We start from the raw sequence: 19,938 nt of genomic DNA, 5'->3' as shown, positions 1-19,938 counted from the left end.
TACTTGATACTAAAAGAAATAAATAATGAGCACGAATAACATCACATCAAGCAATACTAAGTCAGCGATGACCGGGCAGGGCCGTGTGGTTATTCTTGGTGCCGGCGAAAGTGGAGTTGGCGCTGCAAAATTGGCCCAGGCAAAAGGTTTCGATGTTTTTGTTTCCGATTACGGGGTAATTACCGATAAATATAAAGCAGCTTTAGAAAAACTTTCCATTCCGTTCGAATCTGAAAAACATACCGAAGAACTGATCTTAAATGCAACTGAGGTAATTAAAAGTCCGGGTATTCCGCCTACAGCCCCAATTATTAAAAAATTGGTCGCAAAAGGGATTCCTGTGGTTTCGGAAATTGAATTTGCCAAAAGATATACCCATGCAAAAACCATCTGCATTACAGGTTCAAACGGTAAGTCGACTACGAGTTTATTAACCTATCACATCCTAAAAAATGCGGGTTTAAATGTTGGGCTGGCTGGTAATATCGGACAAAGTTTTGCAGCACAGGTGGCTACAGAAGATTACGAATATTATGTACTGGAGATATCAAGCTTCATGCTTGATGATATGTTCGCGTTTAAAGCAGATATCGCTGTTTTGCTTAACATCACGCCTGATCATTTAGACCGTTACGATTATAAACTGGAGAATTATGCTGCATCTAAAATGCGGATTGTTCAAAACCAGACAGCAGAAGATGTTTTCATTTATTGTGCAGATGACGAAGAGAGCCTAAAAGCCATCGCGCTGATTAAGCCTGTGGCGAAAGCCTTTCCCTTTTCAATTACTAAAAAAGTAGAACTGGGTGCTTATTTAGAAGAAACTACTATACATATCCTTACAGAACCAAATAACCAACTAACCATGTCTATTTCAGATTTAGCCTTACAGGGCAAGCACAACATTTACAATTCTATGGCCTCAGGCATTGTGTCTAAAGTTTTAGAATTAAGAAATGAAACCATCCGCGAAAGCATGGGCAATTTCAAAAATATTGAGCACAGGTTAGAGCATGTGGCCAAAATTTCGGGGATCGATTTTATCAACGACAGTAAAGCCACCAATGTGAACTCTACCTGGTATGCTTTGGAGAGTATGACCAGTGATGTAGTGCTCATTATGGGCGGTGTTGATAAAGGAAACGATTACAACATGCTTAAAGATCTGGTTAAAAGTAAGGTTAAGGCTATTGTTTGTTTGGGTAAGGACAACAAACGTATCCACGATGCTTTCGAGGATGATGTAGAAGTAATTGTGAATACTTTTTCGGCTGACGAAGCAGCGCAGATTGCTTTCCATTTGGCTAAACGTGGTGATGCCGTGTTGTTATCGCCAGCTTGTGCAAGTTTCGATCTGTTCAAAAATTACGAAGACCGCGGTAACCAGTTTAAAGCGGCAGTTAGAGAATTATAATAGGAGGTACAATATATGTTCCAAGCACTACTTAATAAAACAAAAGGCGATAGATGGATCTGGCTGATCATCATCCTGCTTTCGCTTATATCCGTAATGGCGGTGTATAGTGCAACAGGTACCTTGGCATATAAAAAAGGAGAGGCTGTAGAAAAGCTTTTGCTCACCAAACACTTAATTTTTGTGTTGATGGGTATCGGGATGATCTATATCGCCCACCTGCTCGATTACCGTTATTATGCCGGTATTTCGAAGGTGTTGATGATCGTTACCATTCCTTTGCTGTTATATACATTGATATTTGGAACCAGTTTAAACGATGCTTCCAGGTGGGTTAAAATACCGGTAATCGGACTAACCTTTCAAACTTCCGATTTGGCTAAACTCGCATTGATTACCTTTTTGGCTAGGATGTTGACCAAAAAGCAAGAGAATATTAAAAATGTTAAAGAGTCGTTTATACCAATTATGGGTTCGGTTTGTGTGGTGTTTGTTTTAATCGCACTGGCCAATCTATCTACAGCATTAATGCTGTTTGGTGTAAGTATTTTGCTGTTAATTATCGGTAGGATCAGTATTAAACAGATCGCGATTGTTTGTGCAGGTGGCTTTGTGCTCCTGCTGTTTGTTTTCTTTTTGGGTCCAAGAAGAAAAACATACATGTCGCGTATTAATACGTTTATACATCCTGAAATGCAGCACTCAGATAAAACTTTCCAGGCAGATCAGGCAAAAATTGCTTTGGCTACTGGTGGTGTTTTTGGTAAAGGACCAGGTAATAGTACACAACGCAATTTCCTACCACACCCGTATTCCGATTTTATTTTCGCCATTATTATTGAAGAATGGGGAACTGTGGGAGGAATTGTAATTATGATACTATACCTGGTGCTTTTATACCGATGTATCAAGATCGTAACCCGGGCGCCCAAGGCCTTCGGCGCGCTCCTGGCGGCCGGACTAAGTTTCAGCCTGACTATACAGGCCTTTGCAAACATGGCAGTAGCGGTAGGGTTGGGGCCGGTAACAGGGGTTCCGCTTCCATTGGTAAGTATGGGGGGTACATCAATGATCTTTACCAGTGTGGCCTTCGGGATTATACTCAGCGTAAGCCGTGATGTAGAAGAAAATGCGAATGTGTTAACAAAAGAAGAAAAAGAGAAAGTAAAAAATAAAATAATAATTGGTGAAATACCAGCAATAGCTTAAGATGAATCGTCATTGCGAGGAAGCAGGACGAAGAATCTATAAAAAATAATAAAGTAAAAATTAACCACAGAGGACACGGAGGTTGGCACAAAGATTACAAAGAAATTGTTTATTCAATTCCCAACCCTAATTGTGAAATCCGGTAGAAAAACCTTGGTGCTCTCAGCGCCTTTGTGGTAAACAACAAGAATAAAACGCAGTGCCCTCTGTGGAAACTTTGTGCACTCGGTGGTAAAAAACAAAATGCTTAGCGTGCTTTGCGAGAAACTCAGCGCTCTTTGTGGTAAACAACAAGAATAAAACGCAGTGCCCTCTGTGAAAACTTTGTGCACTCGGTGGTAAAAAGACAAAATGCTTAGTGTGCTTTGCGAGAAACTCAGCGCTCTTTGTGGTTAAAATAATAAAAACGCAGTGCCCTCTGTGAAAACTTTGTGCACTCGGTGGTAAAAAGACAAAATGCTTAGTGTGCTTTGCGAAAAACTCAGCACTCTTTGCGGTTAAAATAATAATTAAAATGAATAATTCCCCAAAAATTATCATATCAGGTGGTGGCACCGGCGGGCATATTTTTCCCGCCGTGGCCATAGCCAATGCGCTAAAACGCATGGTGCCAACCTGTGAGATTTTGTTTGTGGGGGCAGTAGGCCGCATGGAAATGGAAAAAATTCCTGCAGCCGGATATAAAATTATAGGGTTAAATATTAGTGGGATGCAACGCGGCTCGATTATTAAAAATCTCGCGCTCCCGTTTAAAGTAATCGGTAGTGTGCGCAAAGCCATGCAAATTATCAATGATTTTAAGCCCGATGCCGTAGTTGGTGTTGGCGGTTATGCCTCGGGCCCACTATTGTATGCAGCCTCTTTGAAAGGAATTCCTTACCTCATCCAGGAACAGAATTCTTATGCCGGAATAACCAATAAATGGTTAGGTAAAAAGGCTTCAAAAATCTGTGTTGCCTTTGATGATATGGATCAGTTTTTTCCAAGTGACAGGATATTGAAAACAGGAAACCCTGTCCGCCAGGAAGTGGTTGATATTAAAGGGAAACATTTTCAGGGTGCCGAACTGTTAAAGCTCGATCCATTGAAAAAGACCATTATGGTTACCGGTGGAAGTTTAGGCGCGGGTACGCTGAATAAAGCGATTGAAAAACATTTACCCGATATCCTTGCTCAAGATGTGCAGGTGATCTGGCAAACAGGTAAATATTATTACAAAGGGATTATTGAAAGATTGGGTTTAGCATATCATCCCAATGTTCGTATCCTTGAGTTTTTAAATAAAATGGACCTCGCTTATGCAGCAGCAGATGTAATAGTGAGCCGAGCAGGAGCTGGAACAATAGCAGAACTTTGTTTGATTAAAAAACCGGTGATACTGGTGCCTTCGCCAAACGTTGCAGAAGACCATCAAACCAAAAATGCGATGGCCCTGGTTAAAAATGGAGCAGCAATATTAATTAACGACCGCTCTGCAGAAGACACTTTGGTTAAAGAAGCACTGGCGTTATTAAATAACAAAGAACAGTGTGAAAAACTTTCAGAAAATATAGGTGAAATGGCATTGCCGGCAGCAGACGAAATTATAGCGAACGAAGTACTGAAACTAATAAAGCGGAAAGACTAAAGCAGAAAGACCAAAGTCTGAAGCAAAAGTAGGTAGAGAATAAAAATAAATAACATAACTGGAGTATTGAAAGGCAGCTTTAAGCTTTGGTCTTTCAACTTTCAGCTTAAAACAGTAGAAAGGCAGCTTTAAGCTTTAGTCTTTCCACTTTTAGCTTAAAATAAAATGGAACTAAGTAAAATAAATAGGGTTTTCTTTGTAGGTATCGGTGGTATCGGCATGAGTGCGCTTGCCCGTTATTTTGCTAAACGCGGACAAGTAGTTTGTGGTTATGATAAAACCAGGACTAAGCTGACCGAAACCTTAGAGCAGGAGGGCATTCTCATTACGTATCTTGATGAAGCCTCTTCGCTGCCCTGTGCGTTTTTGGATGATCATGATGATACCCTTGTGGTTTATACTCCAGCGATTCCAAAAGATGCTAAAATCTTAAACCATTTTATAAATAAAGGTTTTGCACTTAAAAAACGTTCTGAGGTTTTAGGGATCATCAGTAAGGGCATGTTCTGTATCGCAGTTGCGGGTACACATGGCAAAACCACAACGTCATCTATAGTTGCGCATATTTTAAAAGATACCGGCTACGATTGTACCGCTTTTTTAGGTGGGATAACCAGTAACTATAACAGTAATGTGCTTTTCGGTAAGAACAATGTTGTAGTGGTAGAGGCCGATGAATACGACCGTTCTTTCCTAACCTTGCACCCGGATATAGCCGTGGTTACCTCAATGGATGCCGATCACCTGGATATTTACGGAGATAAAAGTCACCTCGAAGAATCTTTCCGTTTGTTTGCTGGTCAACTTAAAGCAGAAGGTGTGCTTTATGCGCACGAAGGATTGCCACTTGAAAACAGTATCAGTTATGCAGCAAGTTCAACGGCAACTGCAAAGGCAGAGAATTTAAGGGTAGAAGGATCGAAATTTGTTTTCGATTATACCGATGGCACTCAAAGTATCAAAGACATTAGTTTAATGCTTCCCGGTAAGCACAATGTCGAAAATACAACGGTTGCCATTGCCATTGCGCTGCAATTGGGGATCGATGCAGAAAAAGTAAAACAGGCGGTCGCCAATTTTAAGGGTGTTAAACGCCGCTTTGAGTATATTGTGAATAATGGCAATCAGATTTATATTGATGATTATGCACATCATCCTGAAGAACTGAGGGCTTGTTTTGATGCGGTAAGACAGCTGTATCCAGATAAAAAGTTAACGGTAATTTTTCAGCCACACCTCTTTACACGGACAAGGGATTTTGCCGACGAATTCGCAAAAGTTTTAAGCACGGCTGACGAACTGATGCTGTTGGAGATTTATCCCGCAAGAGAATTGCCGCTTGAAGGGATAAATGCACAGTTTTTATTGGATAAAATCACTTTAGCGGATAAAAAAATATGTGGAAAAGATTTTGTGGTTCAGCATGTTAAGGACACAAAACCTGAATTAATTTTAACAGTAGGTGCGGGAGATATCGACACGATTATCGAACCCCTTAAAAATACTTTAAACAATGCTTAAACGGATAAACTGGAGCGCAATTTTTACTGGCTTTGCCTGGCTGATCAGCTTGGCAGGGGTGGTGGTGCTTTTGAGTTTTATCAATGTGAAGAAACAGACAGTTAAATGTACCGATGTTAAGATCCTGATTCCCGGAGCTGATAACTTTATTGAGCGCGAAGAAATCGATGCCATTTTAAAAGAAGATCAAGGTGTTCTTTTAGGTCGTAATCTCGAGAATATCAATATTCATAAGATCGAGAAAAAACTGCAGTCTAACCCTTACATCGGTTTTGCTAAAGTATATGTAGATATGGATGGGGTATTGCACATTGAAGTAAAACAGCGCCAGCCTATTCTGCGCATATTGAACGAGAACGGGCAGGATTTTTACATTGATAATGATGGACTGAAAATGCCTATTTCATCAAACTTTACTGCCAACGTGCTTGTGGCAACAGGGCATATTACAGAGGTTTTTGGCAGCAGAGTTGATACCGTGCACACGCAATTGGCAAGAGATTTATATAAAACTGCACAGTACATTAAGAAAGATACCCTTTGGGATGCTCAGATTGAACAGATTGTGGTTGATCAGAAAAACGACATCGAACTGATCCCAAGAGTAGGTAATCAGCGTATTGTTTTGGGTAATGCCGATTCGCTTGAAAAGAAAATGAAAAACCTGTTGCTGTTCTATAAAAAGGCAATGCCGCAGGTAGGTTGGGATACTTATAAAACCATCAATATTAAATATACCAACCAGATTGTTTGCGAAAAAAGAGATTCGACAGAATTAGGGAAAAAAGCAAAAACAATTTCTGCAGCCGATAGTTTGAGGATACAACGAAACGTAACCGATTCACTGATCAACAGCACAATTGTAGCGGCTATGGATGACCGGCCGGAGGCAGATGAAGCTGAGAAGCCTGTGTCTAAACGGGAAGAGCCCAAAAAACCAGAACCGAAAAAAGTAGAGGCCAAGAAGGTTGAGCCAAAAAAAGTTGAACCTAAAAAAGTAGAGCCGAAAAAAACAACTCAAGTTAAAACAGAAATAAAAAAGCCAGCGCTTGCGCAGGCCACCAAACCGAAGGAAACAAAGCCAGCGGATAAAAAAGAAAAACCGAAGCAAACGGTAACAACACAGCCAAAGCCGGCAAAATCTGAGGCCCAACTGAAGAAAGAGAAAGAAGCAAGAGAGAAAGAAATCAGGGCCCTGGAAAAACAGTATAAAACTCAGCAAAATTAACGAATATGGACAAGGCAAAATTTACCAGTCAGTCGCCCATCGTAGTAGGATTGGATATCGGTACTACAAAAATTTGTGTTATCGTTGGTCGTAGAACACAACACGGTAAGATAGAAATCTTAGGAATAGGCAAGGCAGAATCGGCGGGTGTGACACGTGGAGTGGTTTCTAACATTCAAAAAACCGTGCAGGGTATTGCTCAAGCAGTTGAAGTAGCAAGCGGGCAATCCAATGTAGAGATACAGGTGGTAAATGTGGGTATTGCTGGTCAGCACATTAAGAGCTTACAGCACAGAGGAATTTTAACAAGAAGAGAATTAAACAACGAAATCGGTAAAAAAGATATCGATAAGCTGATTGATGATATGTTTAAACTGGTAATGCCGCCGGGTGAGGAAATCATCCATGTATTACCACAGGAATTTACCATCGATAACGAGCCGGGAATCAAAGATCCGATCGGTATGGCAGGGGTTCGCCTTGAAGCTAACTTTCATATCATTTCTGGTCAGGTTACGGCTGTGAAAAATATCATCAAATGTGTAAACAATGCAGGTCTGCAAACTCAGGATTTAATTCTTGAGCCATTGGCTTCTTCTGAATCGGTGTTGAGCGAGGAAGAAAAAGAAGCTGGTATTGCATTGGTTGATATTGGTGGTGGTACTACAGATATTGCCATTTTCCACGAAGGTATTATCCGTCACACGGCAGTTATCCCTTTTGGTGGCAATAGTGTTACCGAAGATATCAGAGAGGGCTGCTCTGTAATGCGCAACCAGGCTGAATTATTAAAAACACGTTTTGGTTCTGCATTGGCTGAAGAGAATAAAGAAAACGAAATTATTTGTGTTCCGGGTTTACGTGGCCGCGAACCAAAAGAAATTTCGGTTAAAAACCTGGCTTATGTCATTCAGGCACGTATGGAAGAGATTATTGAGCACGTATATTACGAGATCAAATCTTCCGGATATGAGAAAAAACTGATCGGTGGTATTGTAATTACCGGTGGTGGTGCTTTATTAAAACACTTATCTCAGGCGGTTGAATATGTAACCGGTTTAGATTGTCGTATTGGTTACCCGAACGAGCATTTATCTAAATATGAAGATATGCCTAAAACCATTTATGATGACCTGAAAAGCCCGATGTATGCAACCAGTGTAGGTTTGCTGATCAAAGGAATCCAAAAAGCAGAAGAGTTAATTGAAGAAATGAAACAACCTGGTGTTTTTGTAGAAAAGCCAAAAACAGCGAAAGAAAAAGAGAAACGCGGACCAGGTTTGTTTGATAAATTACTGGCAAAAACAAGAACTTTCATTCAGGACGACATGAATGTAAGCGATGAAGATTACTTGAAAAGTTAATTATTTTTCCACAAAAGATGAGTTTTCCACATTATCAACAGTTGTGGAAAACGTCTGTTGAAAAAGTGTTAATATTACATTGAGTAATGAACAGAATTTAAAAATTTTTAAACAACTGATTCATAAAGATATGCAGTTCGAAATGTTAAAAGATAAGTCTTCAATCATCAAGGTAATTGGTGTTGGAGGCGGTGGCGGCAACGCAGTGAACCATATGTACCTGTCTGGTATTACTGGTGTGGATTTTATTATTTGTAATACAGATGCCCAGGCTTTGGAATCTAGCCCAATACCTAACAAGGTACAATTAGGTGCTAGCTTAACTGAAGGAATGGGGGCTGGTTCTATCCCTGAAGTTGGCAAAAACTCAGCTATAGAGAATATAGATGATATTAAGGCCATGTTAGGCAGTACAACCAAAATGCTCTTTATTACAGCAGGAATGGGCGGTGGTACCGGAACAGGAGCTTCTCCAATCATTGCGAAAGCAGCTAAAGAACTTGATATTTTAACTGTTGCCATCATTACTACACCATTTTCTTTCGAAGGAAAAAGACGTAGACTGCAGGCAGATGAAGGAATGGAAGAGTTGAAAAAATACGTAGATTCTTACCTGGTAATTTCTAATGATCGCTTGCGCGAAATTTTCGGGAACTTAACCTTAGGCTCTGCCTTTGGTCAGGCCGACGATATTTTAACCACAGCTGCAAAAGGTATCGCAGAGATTATTACGGTGCCAGGTTATATCAACGTGGATTTTAAGGATGTGCGTACTGTAATGAAAGATAGTGGCGTAGCCATTATGGGTAGTTTTGCCGCTGAGGGCGAAGACCGTGCTTTACAGGCCGTTGAAGGTGCTTTAGCCTCGCCGTTATTAAAAGATAATGAAATCGAAGGTGCCCGTTATATTCTATTGAATATTAGTTCTGGTCTGCGTGAAGTAACCATGGATGAGGTATCAATCATTACGGATTACATTCAGGAAAAAGCTGGCTTATCGGCTGATTTGATTTGGGGTAACTGTACCGACGAATCTTTAAGTGATAAACTTTCAGTAACCATTATTGCTACAGGTTTCCAAACATCAGAAGAACGCGTAAACGAAGAAAAAAATAAAAAGAAAATATCACTTTTAACACCTGAAGAAGCGCCGCTAGTTCGTCCCGTTGAACCAGTAAACTCTTTCATTCAGCCTAAAACAACGCCATCTTACGAGCCTGTTTTAAAAACAAAGGAAGAAGTTTCGCAGGCAGATCTTTTTGGTGGTATGTTCAATAAATCTGAACCTCAAAAAGTTCAGGAGCCAGAAAATAATGTGGTTCGCCATACTTTGATGGAAGAAGAACCTCAGGTAGAAGAAGCACAGGAAACTGGCTTTGAGTTTGAGGTAAAATTAGCTGAAACTAATTTTGTGTTCGAAACGCCGGCTGCCCAAATACCGCCAATGCCTGAACCGGAAATCGAAATGCCGGTTGTAGGTTTAGACGATGACAAAAGTGATGAATCGATGGAAGAGCAATTGAAAAAATCTAAAGAACGTATTTTACGTTTAAAAGATTTAAGCATGAAATTGCGTACAACCAACGGTTTACAGGAGCTGGAAAACGAACCTGCTTATAAACGCAAGCAAATGCAGTTGCAACAAGTTCAGCATTCTTCTGAATCGCAGGTGAGTAGGTTTACTTTAAGCAACGATCAGGATGGTGGTACTGAGATCAGACCTAACAATTCTTTCTTGCACGATAACGTTGATTAAAACAAACCAAATATAATTTTAAAGCCCCGAAGTAAAATCGGGGCTTTTTTGGCATAAAATTGGAGTGTTAAAAAATCTTAATTAACACCTAAAAGATCATTAGGTTGATTTTAAGACGAATAAAGCTTAAATTCGCAAAATTTTATTATAAAAAAACAGATAATACATTGGATATATTTGATAAGATAGCAAAGCACATGGGCCCACTTGGGCAGCACCAGAAATGGTCTCATGGGTATTTCTCATTTCCAAAATTAGAGGGAGAAATTGCACCTCACATGCAGTTTCGTGGAAAAGAGCATTTGGTTTGGAGTTTAAACAACTACTTAGGCTTAGCCAATCACCCGGAAGTTAGAAAGGCAGATGAAGAAGCTGCGGCAAAATTTGGTATGGCTTACCCTATGGGTGCCCGTATGATGAGCGGTAACTCAAGCTATCATGAACAGCTGGAGCAAGAACTTGCAGCGTTTGTGGGCAAACCAGATGCATTTTTATTAAACTACGGTTATCAGGGTATGGTATCGATTATCGATACTTTGGTTGACAGGAATGATGTAGTGGTGTATGATGCAGAATCGCATGCCTGTATTGTAGATGGATTACGTTTGCACATGGGTAAACGATTTGTTTACAAACATAATGATATTGAAAGTGCCCGTAAGCAGTTAGAGCGTGCTACCAAACTGGTTGAAGAAACTGGTGGTGGTATTCTTTTAATTACCGAAGGTGTTTTTGGAATGAGCGGTGCTCAGGGTAAATTGAAGGAAATTGTTGATCTTAAAAAAGATTTCAACTTCCGTATCCTGGTTGATGATGCGCATGGTTTCGGTACAATGGGTAAAACCGGTGCAGGTACACACGAAGCACAAGACTGTATCGATGGAATTGATGTTTATTTTGGAACCTTCGCCAAATCTATGGCGGGTATTGGTGCTTTTGTTGCTTCAACAGAGCAAATTACCAATTTCTTAAGGTATAATATGCGTTCTCAGACTTTTGCCAAGGCGTTACCAATGCCAATGGTAATCGGTTTGTTAAAACGCTTAGAGTTGCTAAAAAGCAAACCTGAGTTAAAAGATAAACTTTGGGAAATTGCAATGACCCTGCAAAAAGGATTACGCGAACGCGGATTCGATTTAGGTGTTACCGATTCGGTAGTTACACCGGTTTTCTTAAAAGGTGAACTTTCTGATGCTACTGCAATTACTTATGATTTACGCGAGAACTATAGCATCTTTTGCTCAATCGTTGTTTATCCGGTAATTCCAAAAGGTATGATCGAACTCCGTTTAATTCCTACGGCTGTTCATACACTGGAAGATGTACAACGTACTTTAGATGCTTTTAGTGAAGTAGCTGAAAAATTAGAAAACGGATATTATAAAGAGAACCTTTTCGCTACCGTTTAAGATCAATGAAAATTTTACAAAGCCCTTTAAATACGTTTAAAGGGCTTTTTTGTTGGAATTTTTTCTGTAAAAATCTGTATTTCAGTTACTTGATCTAATTCTTTTGTGGGAAATATGTTTATAAAAGCATAGAATGTGGAAAAAAACGGTGTAGAGGGCTGTTTTTTATTGTTCTAAAAATTTTTTTATTTCACCAAACCCTTTAAATTAGAGTAAGATAATTAAAAACTAAAACCTTAAAGAACCATAGGAGTAATTAAAAATGAAAAAATTCGAAGAAGTAAAAAGTTTAGTGGCAGCTTTAGAAGCTGATGCAGACAAATTTTATAACAAAGGTAACAGCGCAGCTGGAACCCGTATACGTAAAGGTATGCAGGATTTGAAAAATTTAGCTCAGGCCATCCGTTTAGAGGTTCAGGAAACTAAAAACAAAGCTTAAGCGATCAAAAATATTATAATGAAAAGCCTCAGAAATCTTCTGGGGCTTTTTTTATGAATAGGTTTTGCCTTTATCTCTTATTAATATTTTCTTCTACTGTAAAATATATAAGACAAATTATCTTTCGTTGCTTAAGTTTCGTTAGCTTTCTTTTTATTTGCTGGATAGTCTATTTGGGTTACAAACATTAAGCTGAAACTTCGATTTTACTATTTATTTGAAGCTTGGTGTAAGGTAAATAAATAGCATCCTGAGCATACCAATTATGGTATGAAGTGTTAACATTATTAACAGTATAAGGTACCAAAACATTTGCAATACAATAAAGCGGAAAGTGACGAAGTGGGTTATGTACTGAATGTACTCAGTAGCATACATGCTGTAGATGCTAAATTGAAAGAAGAATTTGAGAAACATCTTTTAACAGTCAGGATTAAAAAAGATCAGATATTGTTCAATGAAAACGAAGTATGCGAATACATCTATTTCATTGTTAAAGGGGCCTTAATGGGCTGTACTACGCATAATAAACAAAAAATTACCACCTATATTTCGGTTGAAAATGATTTTGTTAGTTCTATATCAGGGCTTCATGGATCTGGCTATTCACAAGAGTATGTTGTGGCCGTTGAAGATACCCATTTGCTGGCCATGCATAATAATGAACTCAATCGTCTTTTTTCGCATCATTTCGAACTGAATTATATTTTCAGGGTTGTTTTAGAAAAATATTATAAAGATGCACAGCAAAGAGCGCACATTATACGGGTAGGAAACGCCAAAGAAAGATATCTGTATTTTGCCAAAACGAATCCAGGCTATTTAGACCGCTTGCCATTAGAGCTGGTAGCTTCTTTGTTAAATGTTAAGGCATCTACACTTTTATCCATCAGGAAAAATTTTTCAGGGAAAGCCAAAAATAAGGAATTGGAAGAGTGGGGACAAAAATTAGAATCGCATATTAATAAACATCAATCATTCAGGCATAAAGATGTCAGGCTTCAATCTCTTGCTAAAGAGATTGGTTTAAGCAGTCATAAACTTTCCATTGTCTTAAATAGCTATTTCAATAAGAGCTTTATTGATTATATCAATCAATATCGTGTAAATTGGATTAAAGGAAGTATCCGCAACCCTGATATCATGCAGAACTTTACGCTAGAGGCACTCGCCTACAGCGCAGGTTTTTCTTCACGGAGCGCTTTTTATAGCTCCTTTAAAAAACTGGTAGGAATGAGTCCTGTTGAATATTCGAGAACCCTCGATCAAGAAAAAACTTTAGTTTAACGTTTCTGTTACAGAAAGTCGCTCTTAAGGTACTTTTTATTGTGTAGTTGTGTCGATTTATAATACAGGACAAACTTGCTTCTGTATTATGTGCTATAAGGTGCATGTTTGGCTAATTTCGTGCAACAAACATAAACGATTAGGTTTCATAGGCTTATATTGGCCAAAATTGATTAATACTATGATAAGAATAATGCGTGCAGCAGACTGGGATGAGGTTAGTGCCATTTATCAGGAAGGAATCGATACTGGTACTGCGAGTTTTAGGACCCCCGATATTTCCTGGGAAAACTGGGATTCGTCACACCTTAAGGCTTGTAGGTTTGTGGCCTGTAAAGGTAAAGAAATTATAGGTTGGAGCGCGCTTTTGCCAGTATCGGCGAATTATGATGTTGGTAGGGTAGGTGAGACAGAAGTGTATGTTAAACATGGTTATAAAGGCCAGGGAATAGGTTCTTTACTGTTAGACGCGCTTGTTAAAGAGAGTGAAAATAAGGGCGTTTGGATGCTTCAGGCTGGGATATTTTTGCAAAATTCGGCCATATTGAAAATCTATGAAAAAGCAGGGTTCAGGGTAGTGGGCTATCGCGAAAAAATAGGAAAGGCAAAAGGTGTTTGGCAGGATAACCTGCTGATGGAAAGAAGAAATAAATTGATTGCATGATAAACAAAGGTCTTTGAAAATAATTTCAAAGACCTTTTGTTGTTTTTAGTATCTGAATGACTTATGTCGTAAAAGTAGGTTCGAAGCCAACAAAGGCCCTACAGCTCAGCATGGTTAATGCTAAAACAATTAAAATTATATTTTTCATGTTTATCTCCCTTATTTCTGATTAGCTTTTGATTCTTCTATTTTCACGGTTGTGTTATTGAAGTAATGCGTTTTTTGCTCAAATTTGTATAGTTTTTTTTGTGCAAAATAATAGAAATCAGAAAACGTCGATCTTTCTCCCGAACCTTTATAAACTTCGTAGATTGTTGAATCATTAGCCAGGTAAACTAAAGTGGCCCGGCGATGAGAATCTTTAAAATCATTTTCGTTCAATCCAACATGGATATTGGATGATTCACTGCTCGGCTTAGCGCGTAGGGCGCAGCCGCTGACCATTACGGCCAACATGGCAATACATAATACATTTTTCATTGTGTGTGTTTATTTGTGTGTATCGAAGCCAACTCAATAATGATGCCTTTAATATTCCTAAAACTTTTGGAGCGTTATAGTTTTTGAACTTTGTTTTAAGGTATTGATTGTCAGCTGATTTATTTACGTAATTTTTTATTTACACACAAATAAACAGATTGTCTTCATTTACTTTTCAGCAAAATCAAACAATCTGTTCTAAAATATTAATTGGGAAGTGTTTAAGCCACCTCGCTTAGTTTTTCTATCTCTGCAATAATCGATTTTTCTAACGCCGCAGAAGCTTTAACCAATGGCAACCTTACTGTATCGCCACAAACACCTAAATGTTTTAATGCCGCTTTTATTCCTGCCGGATTTCCCTCAGCAAAAGCCAAACGGGTAAATTCTATTAAGCTTAAATGAGCAGGCAAGGCCGCTTTATAATCGCCAGCTAAACAAAGTTTCACCATATCAGAAAATTGCTTAGGTAAAGCATTCCCGATTACCGAAATAATCCCTGCAGCACCTAAAGCGATCATTGGCAAGGTAACCGGGTCATCACCAGAAATTAAAAGAAAATCTGCAGGTTTATCTCTCATAATCTGGTTAAACTGATCAAAACTTCCTGAAGCTTCTTTGGTCGCGATGACGTTTTTAAAATCATGCGCCAGTCTGCAGGTAGTTTCCGGGCTCATGTTGCTTCCGGTACGGCCAGGTACGTTGTATAAAATCAGATCTAAAGGAGAAATTTCTGCTAAGTATTTATAGTGCTGATAAATTCCTTCCTGCGTAGGTTTGTTGTAATAAGGACTAACCGATAAAATGGCGCTGTATCCGTTAGTATCGAAAGATTTAATATCTTCAGCAACGGCCAAAGTGTTATTGCCACCTATGCCGGCAACTAAAGGTAATCTATTGTTATTAATTTCAGCAGTATAGGCCCACACCTTCTTCTTCTCGTCCTTGGTCATTGTAGCGGTTTCGCCGGTTGTACCTAAAGAAACGAGGTAATCTATCCCTCCGTCTACCAAATGATTAATCAGGTTTTTTAAGCCGTTATAATCAACTGATCCATCTGTGTTGAAAGGTGTAACCAATGCTACACCAGTACCCTGAAATTTGTTCATTATATAATTTACTTTTTTGTTTTTACCACGGAGCCGCAAAGGACACTAAGGTTTTTATTTTTTAGGTTATAAATAGCCATCTATAACTCTTTTATTCCATCTTTTATTTTTGCCTCAATAATGAGTAAGTTTTTTGTTTTTACCACGGAGCCACAAAGGGCATCAAGGCTTTTATTTTAGGTTATAAATTGCATTTATAACTCTTTTATTCTATCTTTTATTTTTGCCTCAATGATGAGTGAATTTTTTGTTTTTACCACGAAGCCACAAAGGGCACCAAGGTTTTTATTTAGGTTATAAATTGCATTTATAACTCTTTTATTCTATCTTTTATTTTTGCCTCAATGATGAGTGAGTTTTTTGTTTTTACCACGAAGCCACAAAGGGCACCAAGGTTTTTATTTAGGTTATAAATAGCCATTTATAACTCTTTTTATTCCATCTTTTATTTTTGCCTCATTAAAATTAATAAGTAATCCTAACTTACAATTGGAAAGTTTTAAATAGGTTATTGTTTGTGCGAGATGGACTTCTTTAAGGATGCTCACAGCTTTCACTTCAATAATAACTTTTCTTTCAACCAAAATATCTATTCTGTAATTACAATTCAACTTCACGTCCTTGTAATAAACAGGAAGATATATTTGATTGGAAACCTGCAATCCAGCATTAACCAATTCATAAACTAGACAAGCTTCATACGCCGACTCTAACAATCCTGGCCCTAGTTCAACATGAACCTGATACACAGCATTAACAATTAATTTAGCAATTTCATTTTCAGTCATCCCTTAATTTTTTAAATGTTTCTTAAAGCAATAGGGATGCTTTTAATCAATTAACTTTGTGTTCTTTGTGTCTTTGTGGTCAACTAACCGTTTATCATTTCTAAAAGCTCAGCATCGCTGATGATCGGAACGTTTAGTTTATTCGCTTTTTCTAATTTCGATGGACCCATATTGTCGCCTGCTACCAGGTAATTCAATTTGCCCGAAATACCGCTCAGCATCTTGCCTCCATTAGCCTCAATCATATCTTTTAGTTCATCGCGACTAAATTTTTCAAAAACGCCCGAAATTACGAATGTTTTTCCAATAAGTCTATCACTATCAAGTGTAATTACTTTTTCTTCAATTTCAAACTGTAATCCGGCTAATTTTAATAATTCTACCTGCTGTAAATGCTCAGATTTTCCAAAATACTCAACAATGCTCTCTGCAATTCGCTGGCCGATCTCATCAATGGCAATTAATTCCTCTACAGTAGCTTTAGAAAGGTTGTCGATATTCTTTACGCCAGCGGCAGTTTTCTTTGCAACTGTTTCACCAACATATCGGATACCCAAGCCAAAAAGCACTTTCTCGAAAGGCATTTCTTTCGATTTTTCAATTCCTGCAAGCATATTCTCGATCGATCGTTCTCCGAAACGGTCTAAGGTTTTCAGTTGATCTGATTTTTGGTACAGGGTATATAAATCGCTGATGTGCCTTACAAGGCCATGCTTATAAAAGGTTTCAATAGTTTCATCACCGAGCCCATCAATATTCATGGCTTTGCGTGAAATGAAATGCTGAATTTTTCCGACAATCTGCGGCGGGCAACCCTCATCGTTAAGGCAATAATGAACTGCTTCTCCTTCTCTTCTGATTAATTCTGTTCCACATTCGGGGCAGTTGTGTAAATATTGAACCTTTGTAGCGCCAGGCAATCGCTTATCTAAATTTACCTTGATAATTTTTGGAATAATCTCACCACCTTTTTCTACATAAACGGTATCGCCTTCATGTAAATCTAAACGATCTATTTCGTTCGCATTGTGCAATGTAGCACGCTTAACCGTGGTGCCGGCCAATAAAACAGGTTTTAAATTGGCAACCGGCGTAACTGCACCTGTTCTCCCTACCTGATAGGTTACTTTTTCTAATACAGTTTCAACCTCTGCCGCTTTGTATTTGTATGAAATGGCCCAACGTGGAGATTTAGAGGTGAAACCCAATTCTTGCTGTTGTGCATAACTGTTCACCTTAATTACAATACCATCGATATCATAACTCAGTTTAAAACGCTCGTTTTCCCAATGGTGGATAAATTCCAGAACTGCATCGATGTTAGAAACTAATCGGTTATGTTCACAAACATGGAAACCCCAGTCTTTTACGGCATTTAAACTTTCCCAATGGGTTTTAAATTCGTTTTTATCGGTATATAAGAAATAAATAAAACCATCTAAGGGTCGTTTGGCCACTTCTTTGCTGTCCTGCATTTTTATAGTGCCCGAAGCAAAATTTCTAGGGTTTGCATAAGGGATCTCACCAAGTTCTTCACGGGCAGCATTTAAGCGTAAAAAGGCCGCTTTGTGCATAAAAATTTCCCCACGGATTTCGAAATGTTCGGGCGCAACCGCCGATTTGATCTGGTGTGGGATGGTATGAATGGTTTTTACGTTATTGGTTACATCATCACCTTTAGTGCCGTCGCCGCGGGTAACTGCACGTAAAAGTTTGCCGTTTTCGTAAGTAAGACTGATAGACAGGCCATCAAATTTTAACTCACATACATATTGGAAATTATCGCCAATCGCTTTACGGATCCGTTCATCAAAATCGCGGAGATCTTGTTCATTATAGGTATTCCCCAACGATAACATGGGGTATTTGTGGTTTACCGTAATAAAATTTTTGGTAATATCTCCGCCAACACGCTGCGTAGGTGAATTTGGATCTGCAAAATCAGGATTTGCTTTTTCGAGCTCGGCAAGGTGTTTTAATTTTTTATCAAACTCATAATCGCCAATGGTAGGCATAGCCAACACATAATAGTTATAATTGTGCTGGTTTAGTTCGGCCACCAGGGCATCCATTTCTTCTTTTATTGCAGTTAGTGACATAAGACAAATATAGAAAAAGGAGCAGAGTGATTAATATTTTAGTTGTAAAAGCTGTAAATCTACTTTCTTGCTAAAAATGCCCATACGCTCAACGAATGGAATAACAAAGCTATTATTTAACCAACTGATCGATTCTGTATTGGCATAATAAGAATTTTTGATGTCATCTTTCGGAATCATATTGATTTTGTTTATTGTGCCCGATCCGAGATCCATTTCAGCATACATGGTAGCAACTGAACCTCCATCTGATTGGTTGGCCAGGATGCGAAGCGTATTTTCTGCCTGATTAAATGATACCTCTGAACCTTCTCCCATACTGCTGCTTGCATAAGCGCGAGGTAGAAATTGGTGGTAAAGCGGTTTCATCTGGGCATCATATCCATTCATCAGGACTGATCCTTCGGATGTAAATGAGCCATGGCTGCCGGAGACACTGCGTTTTGGAGAAATAGCAACAAGGAGTGTATTGTTGTATTCTGAAATGTGCCTGATGTTCACGTATTTGGCATCGGAGAAATCCAGGTCATCGAATTTCTTATTGGCTGGTACAAAAGATTTTTGCAGTTCTTTAACATGAGCCTTGTCAAACACTTCTTTGGTGAAAGTGAACGTTCCGTTATTAAAATCAATTCTTGCAATCAAGGTAGAACGCTCTTTGTTTATATTTTTATAGAATATACCAATATAATTGATCAATGGTTTTTTACTGCTTGCAAAAGTTATTGACGATACCTCATCCTGATTAAAAGCATCAACAGGAATGCTTACGGTTTTAAGTGGGCTGGGGTTGCTGCTTAAATAAATGGCCACATTACATTTTCCCTTCGGAGCATCTACCGTACTGATGATAAAACTGCCATCATCTCCACAGGATGCCTTCCAACTGTCGCCATCTGGCATTTCGGGCTCCATTTTCTGGATCTGCTCCAACTTGTCATTAAAATCGATTACAGTATAGCTTTGCGATTCATTAAAATCCTTATCCATTTTAAGAGCAGTTAAAAAACCGACCACTGGTAAGCCAACATGTACTTTACGTTTTACCCCTGTTAACCTGCTAGCCATTTTGAAATAGGAGCCGTCATTAGAGAAAAAGAATTCCGGTGCCTCAATAAAATCTTTACTGCCGTCATAAATTATCTTTTGTGAAAGTATTTTGCCTGTTTTTTCTTCCAACAGATAAGCGATAAATTGATTGGTAAAACTTTTAAAGTAGCTACGGTCTGTGGAGGCAACAACCATAATGTTGTTTTTGAATTTTCCGATCGCCATTGGGAAACCAGAAAGTTCGGTGAGCCACTTTTGGCTTAGCTTATCATCAATTGTAACCACGGCGAAATCGGCCTTCGGGACATCAACAATCATAGCGATGGCGTTACCGGATAAATCTACTTTTGTACCGTACCTGCTATCATAAGAGGCTCGGATATTCCAGGTGGGTTTTTTGATAACATTAATCTGCTGTTGAGCGAAAGTGTTGAACTGCAAAACGATGATTAATAGGGAGAGAATTAGTTTAATTTTCATTTAGTTATTTGGCT

Annotated in this window: 16 protein-coding genes; 11 read left to right on the top strand and 5 right to left on the bottom strand. The window is 38.7% G+C overall.

Translation table 11 applies throughout. From position 1 onward, the window contains the following. Positions 1-25 precede the first annotated feature (25 nt). The 11 genes from murD (at position 26) to LQ201_RS04190 (ending at position 13,918) form a co-directional block, all read left to right on the top strand. Positions 26-1,414, top strand: a complete 1,389-nt coding sequence (gene murD, locus LQ201_RS04240) for a UDP-N-acetylmuramoyl-L-alanine--D-glutamate ligase (RefSeq protein ID WP_230145494.1) — start codon at positions 26-28, stop codon at positions 1,412-1,414. Between the two features lie 15 nt (positions 1,415-1,429). Further along, positions 1,430-2,623, top strand: coding sequence for an FtsW/RodA/SpoVE family cell cycle protein (locus LQ201_RS04235; protein ID WP_230145493.1), 1,194 nt, complete (start codon positions 1,430-1,432; stop codon positions 2,621-2,623). 514 nt (positions 2,624-3,137) lie between these two features. Continuing rightward, positions 3,138-4,250, top strand: coding sequence for an undecaprenyldiphospho-muramoylpentapeptide beta-N-acetylglucosaminyltransferase (murG, locus tag LQ201_RS04230; RefSeq protein ID WP_230145492.1), 1,113 nt, complete (start codon positions 3,138-3,140; stop codon positions 4,248-4,250). A gap of 165 nt (positions 4,251-4,415) precedes the next feature. Next, positions 4,416-5,771, top strand: coding sequence for a UDP-N-acetylmuramate--L-alanine ligase (gene murC / locus LQ201_RS04225; protein WP_230145491.1), 1,356 nt, complete (start codon positions 4,416-4,418; stop codon positions 5,769-5,771). Next, complete coding sequence (locus LQ201_RS04220; RefSeq protein WP_230145490.1) at positions 5,764-6,999, top strand: cell division protein FtsQ; 1,236 nt, start codon at positions 5,764-5,766, stop codon at positions 6,997-6,999. Before murC ends, LQ201_RS04220 begins: the two co-directional genes overlap by 8 nt. Before the next feature lie 5 nt (positions 7,000-7,004). Beyond that, entirely contained in the window at positions 7,005-8,363 is a 1,359-nt protein-coding gene (gene ftsA / locus LQ201_RS04215) for a cell division protein FtsA (protein WP_055915204.1), read from the top strand. Between the two features lie 130 nt (positions 8,364-8,493). After that, on the top strand, positions 8,494-10,119 hold the full coding sequence (ftsZ, locus tag LQ201_RS04210; protein WP_230145743.1) for a cell division protein FtsZ: 1,626 nt from the start codon (positions 8,494-8,496) through the stop codon (positions 10,117-10,119). Positions 10,120-10,286: 167 nt separating this feature from the next. Beyond that, positions 10,287-11,528 carry an aminotransferase class I/II-fold pyridoxal phosphate-dependent enzyme gene (locus tag LQ201_RS04205; protein ID WP_230145489.1) on the top strand — a complete coding sequence of 414 codons (1,242 nt, stop codon included), beginning with the start codon at positions 10,287-10,289 and terminating at the stop codon, positions 11,526-11,528. Between the two features lie 262 nt (positions 11,529-11,790). Beyond that, positions 11,791-11,967 (top strand): hypothetical protein, encoded by a 177-nt coding sequence (locus tag LQ201_RS04200; RefSeq protein ID WP_029278061.1) that lies wholly within the window; start codon positions 11,791-11,793, stop codon positions 11,965-11,967. 312 nt (positions 11,968-12,279) lie between these two features. Then, complete coding sequence (locus tag LQ201_RS04195) at positions 12,280-13,254, top strand: helix-turn-helix domain-containing protein (RefSeq protein WP_230145488.1); 975 nt, start codon at positions 12,280-12,282, stop codon at positions 13,252-13,254. 181 nt (positions 13,255-13,435) lie between these two features. Further along, positions 13,436-13,918 carry a GNAT family N-acetyltransferase gene (locus LQ201_RS04190; protein ID WP_230145487.1) on the top strand — a complete coding sequence of 161 codons (483 nt, stop codon included), beginning with the start codon at positions 13,436-13,438 and terminating at the stop codon, positions 13,916-13,918. A 159-nt stretch (positions 13,919-14,077) separates the two neighbouring features. Here the strand turns inward: LQ201_RS04190 and LQ201_RS04185 are convergent, their stop codons facing one another. The 5 genes from LQ201_RS04185 to LQ201_RS04165 form a co-directional block, all read right to left on the bottom strand. Further along, positions 14,078-14,398, bottom strand: coding sequence for a hypothetical protein (locus LQ201_RS04185; protein WP_230145486.1), 321 nt, complete (start codon positions 14,396-14,398; stop codon positions 14,078-14,080). 221 nt (positions 14,399-14,619) lie between these two features. Next, positions 14,620-15,507, bottom strand: a complete 888-nt coding sequence (dapA, locus tag LQ201_RS04180) for a 4-hydroxy-tetrahydrodipicolinate synthase (protein ID WP_230145485.1) — start codon at positions 15,505-15,507, stop codon at positions 14,620-14,622. A 407-nt stretch (positions 15,508-15,914) separates the two neighbouring features. Next, complete coding sequence (locus LQ201_RS04175; protein WP_230145484.1) at positions 15,915-16,295, bottom strand: GxxExxY protein; 381 nt, start codon at positions 16,293-16,295, stop codon at positions 15,915-15,917. 83 nt (positions 16,296-16,378) lie between these two features. Further along, positions 16,379-18,394: an NAD-dependent DNA ligase LigA gene (gene ligA, locus LQ201_RS04170; protein ID WP_230145483.1), complete on the bottom strand. Its 2,016-nt coding sequence runs from the start codon at positions 18,392-18,394 to the stop codon at positions 16,379-16,381. A 30-nt stretch (positions 18,395-18,424) separates the two neighbouring features. Continuing rightward, complete coding sequence (locus LQ201_RS04165; RefSeq protein ID WP_230145482.1) at positions 18,425-19,924, bottom strand: hypothetical protein; 1,500 nt, start codon at positions 19,922-19,924, stop codon at positions 18,425-18,427. Positions 19,925-19,938 lie beyond the last annotated feature (14 nt).

Source organism: Pedobacter sp. Bi126 (genome assembly GCF_918698245.1).
In the GTDB taxonomy this organism is placed as follows: domain Bacteria; phylum Bacteroidota; class Bacteroidia; order Sphingobacteriales; family Sphingobacteriaceae; genus Pedobacter.
The sequence above is the reverse complement of the archived record's forward strand: the minus strand, read 5'-3'. Positions and strand labels throughout refer to the sequence as shown.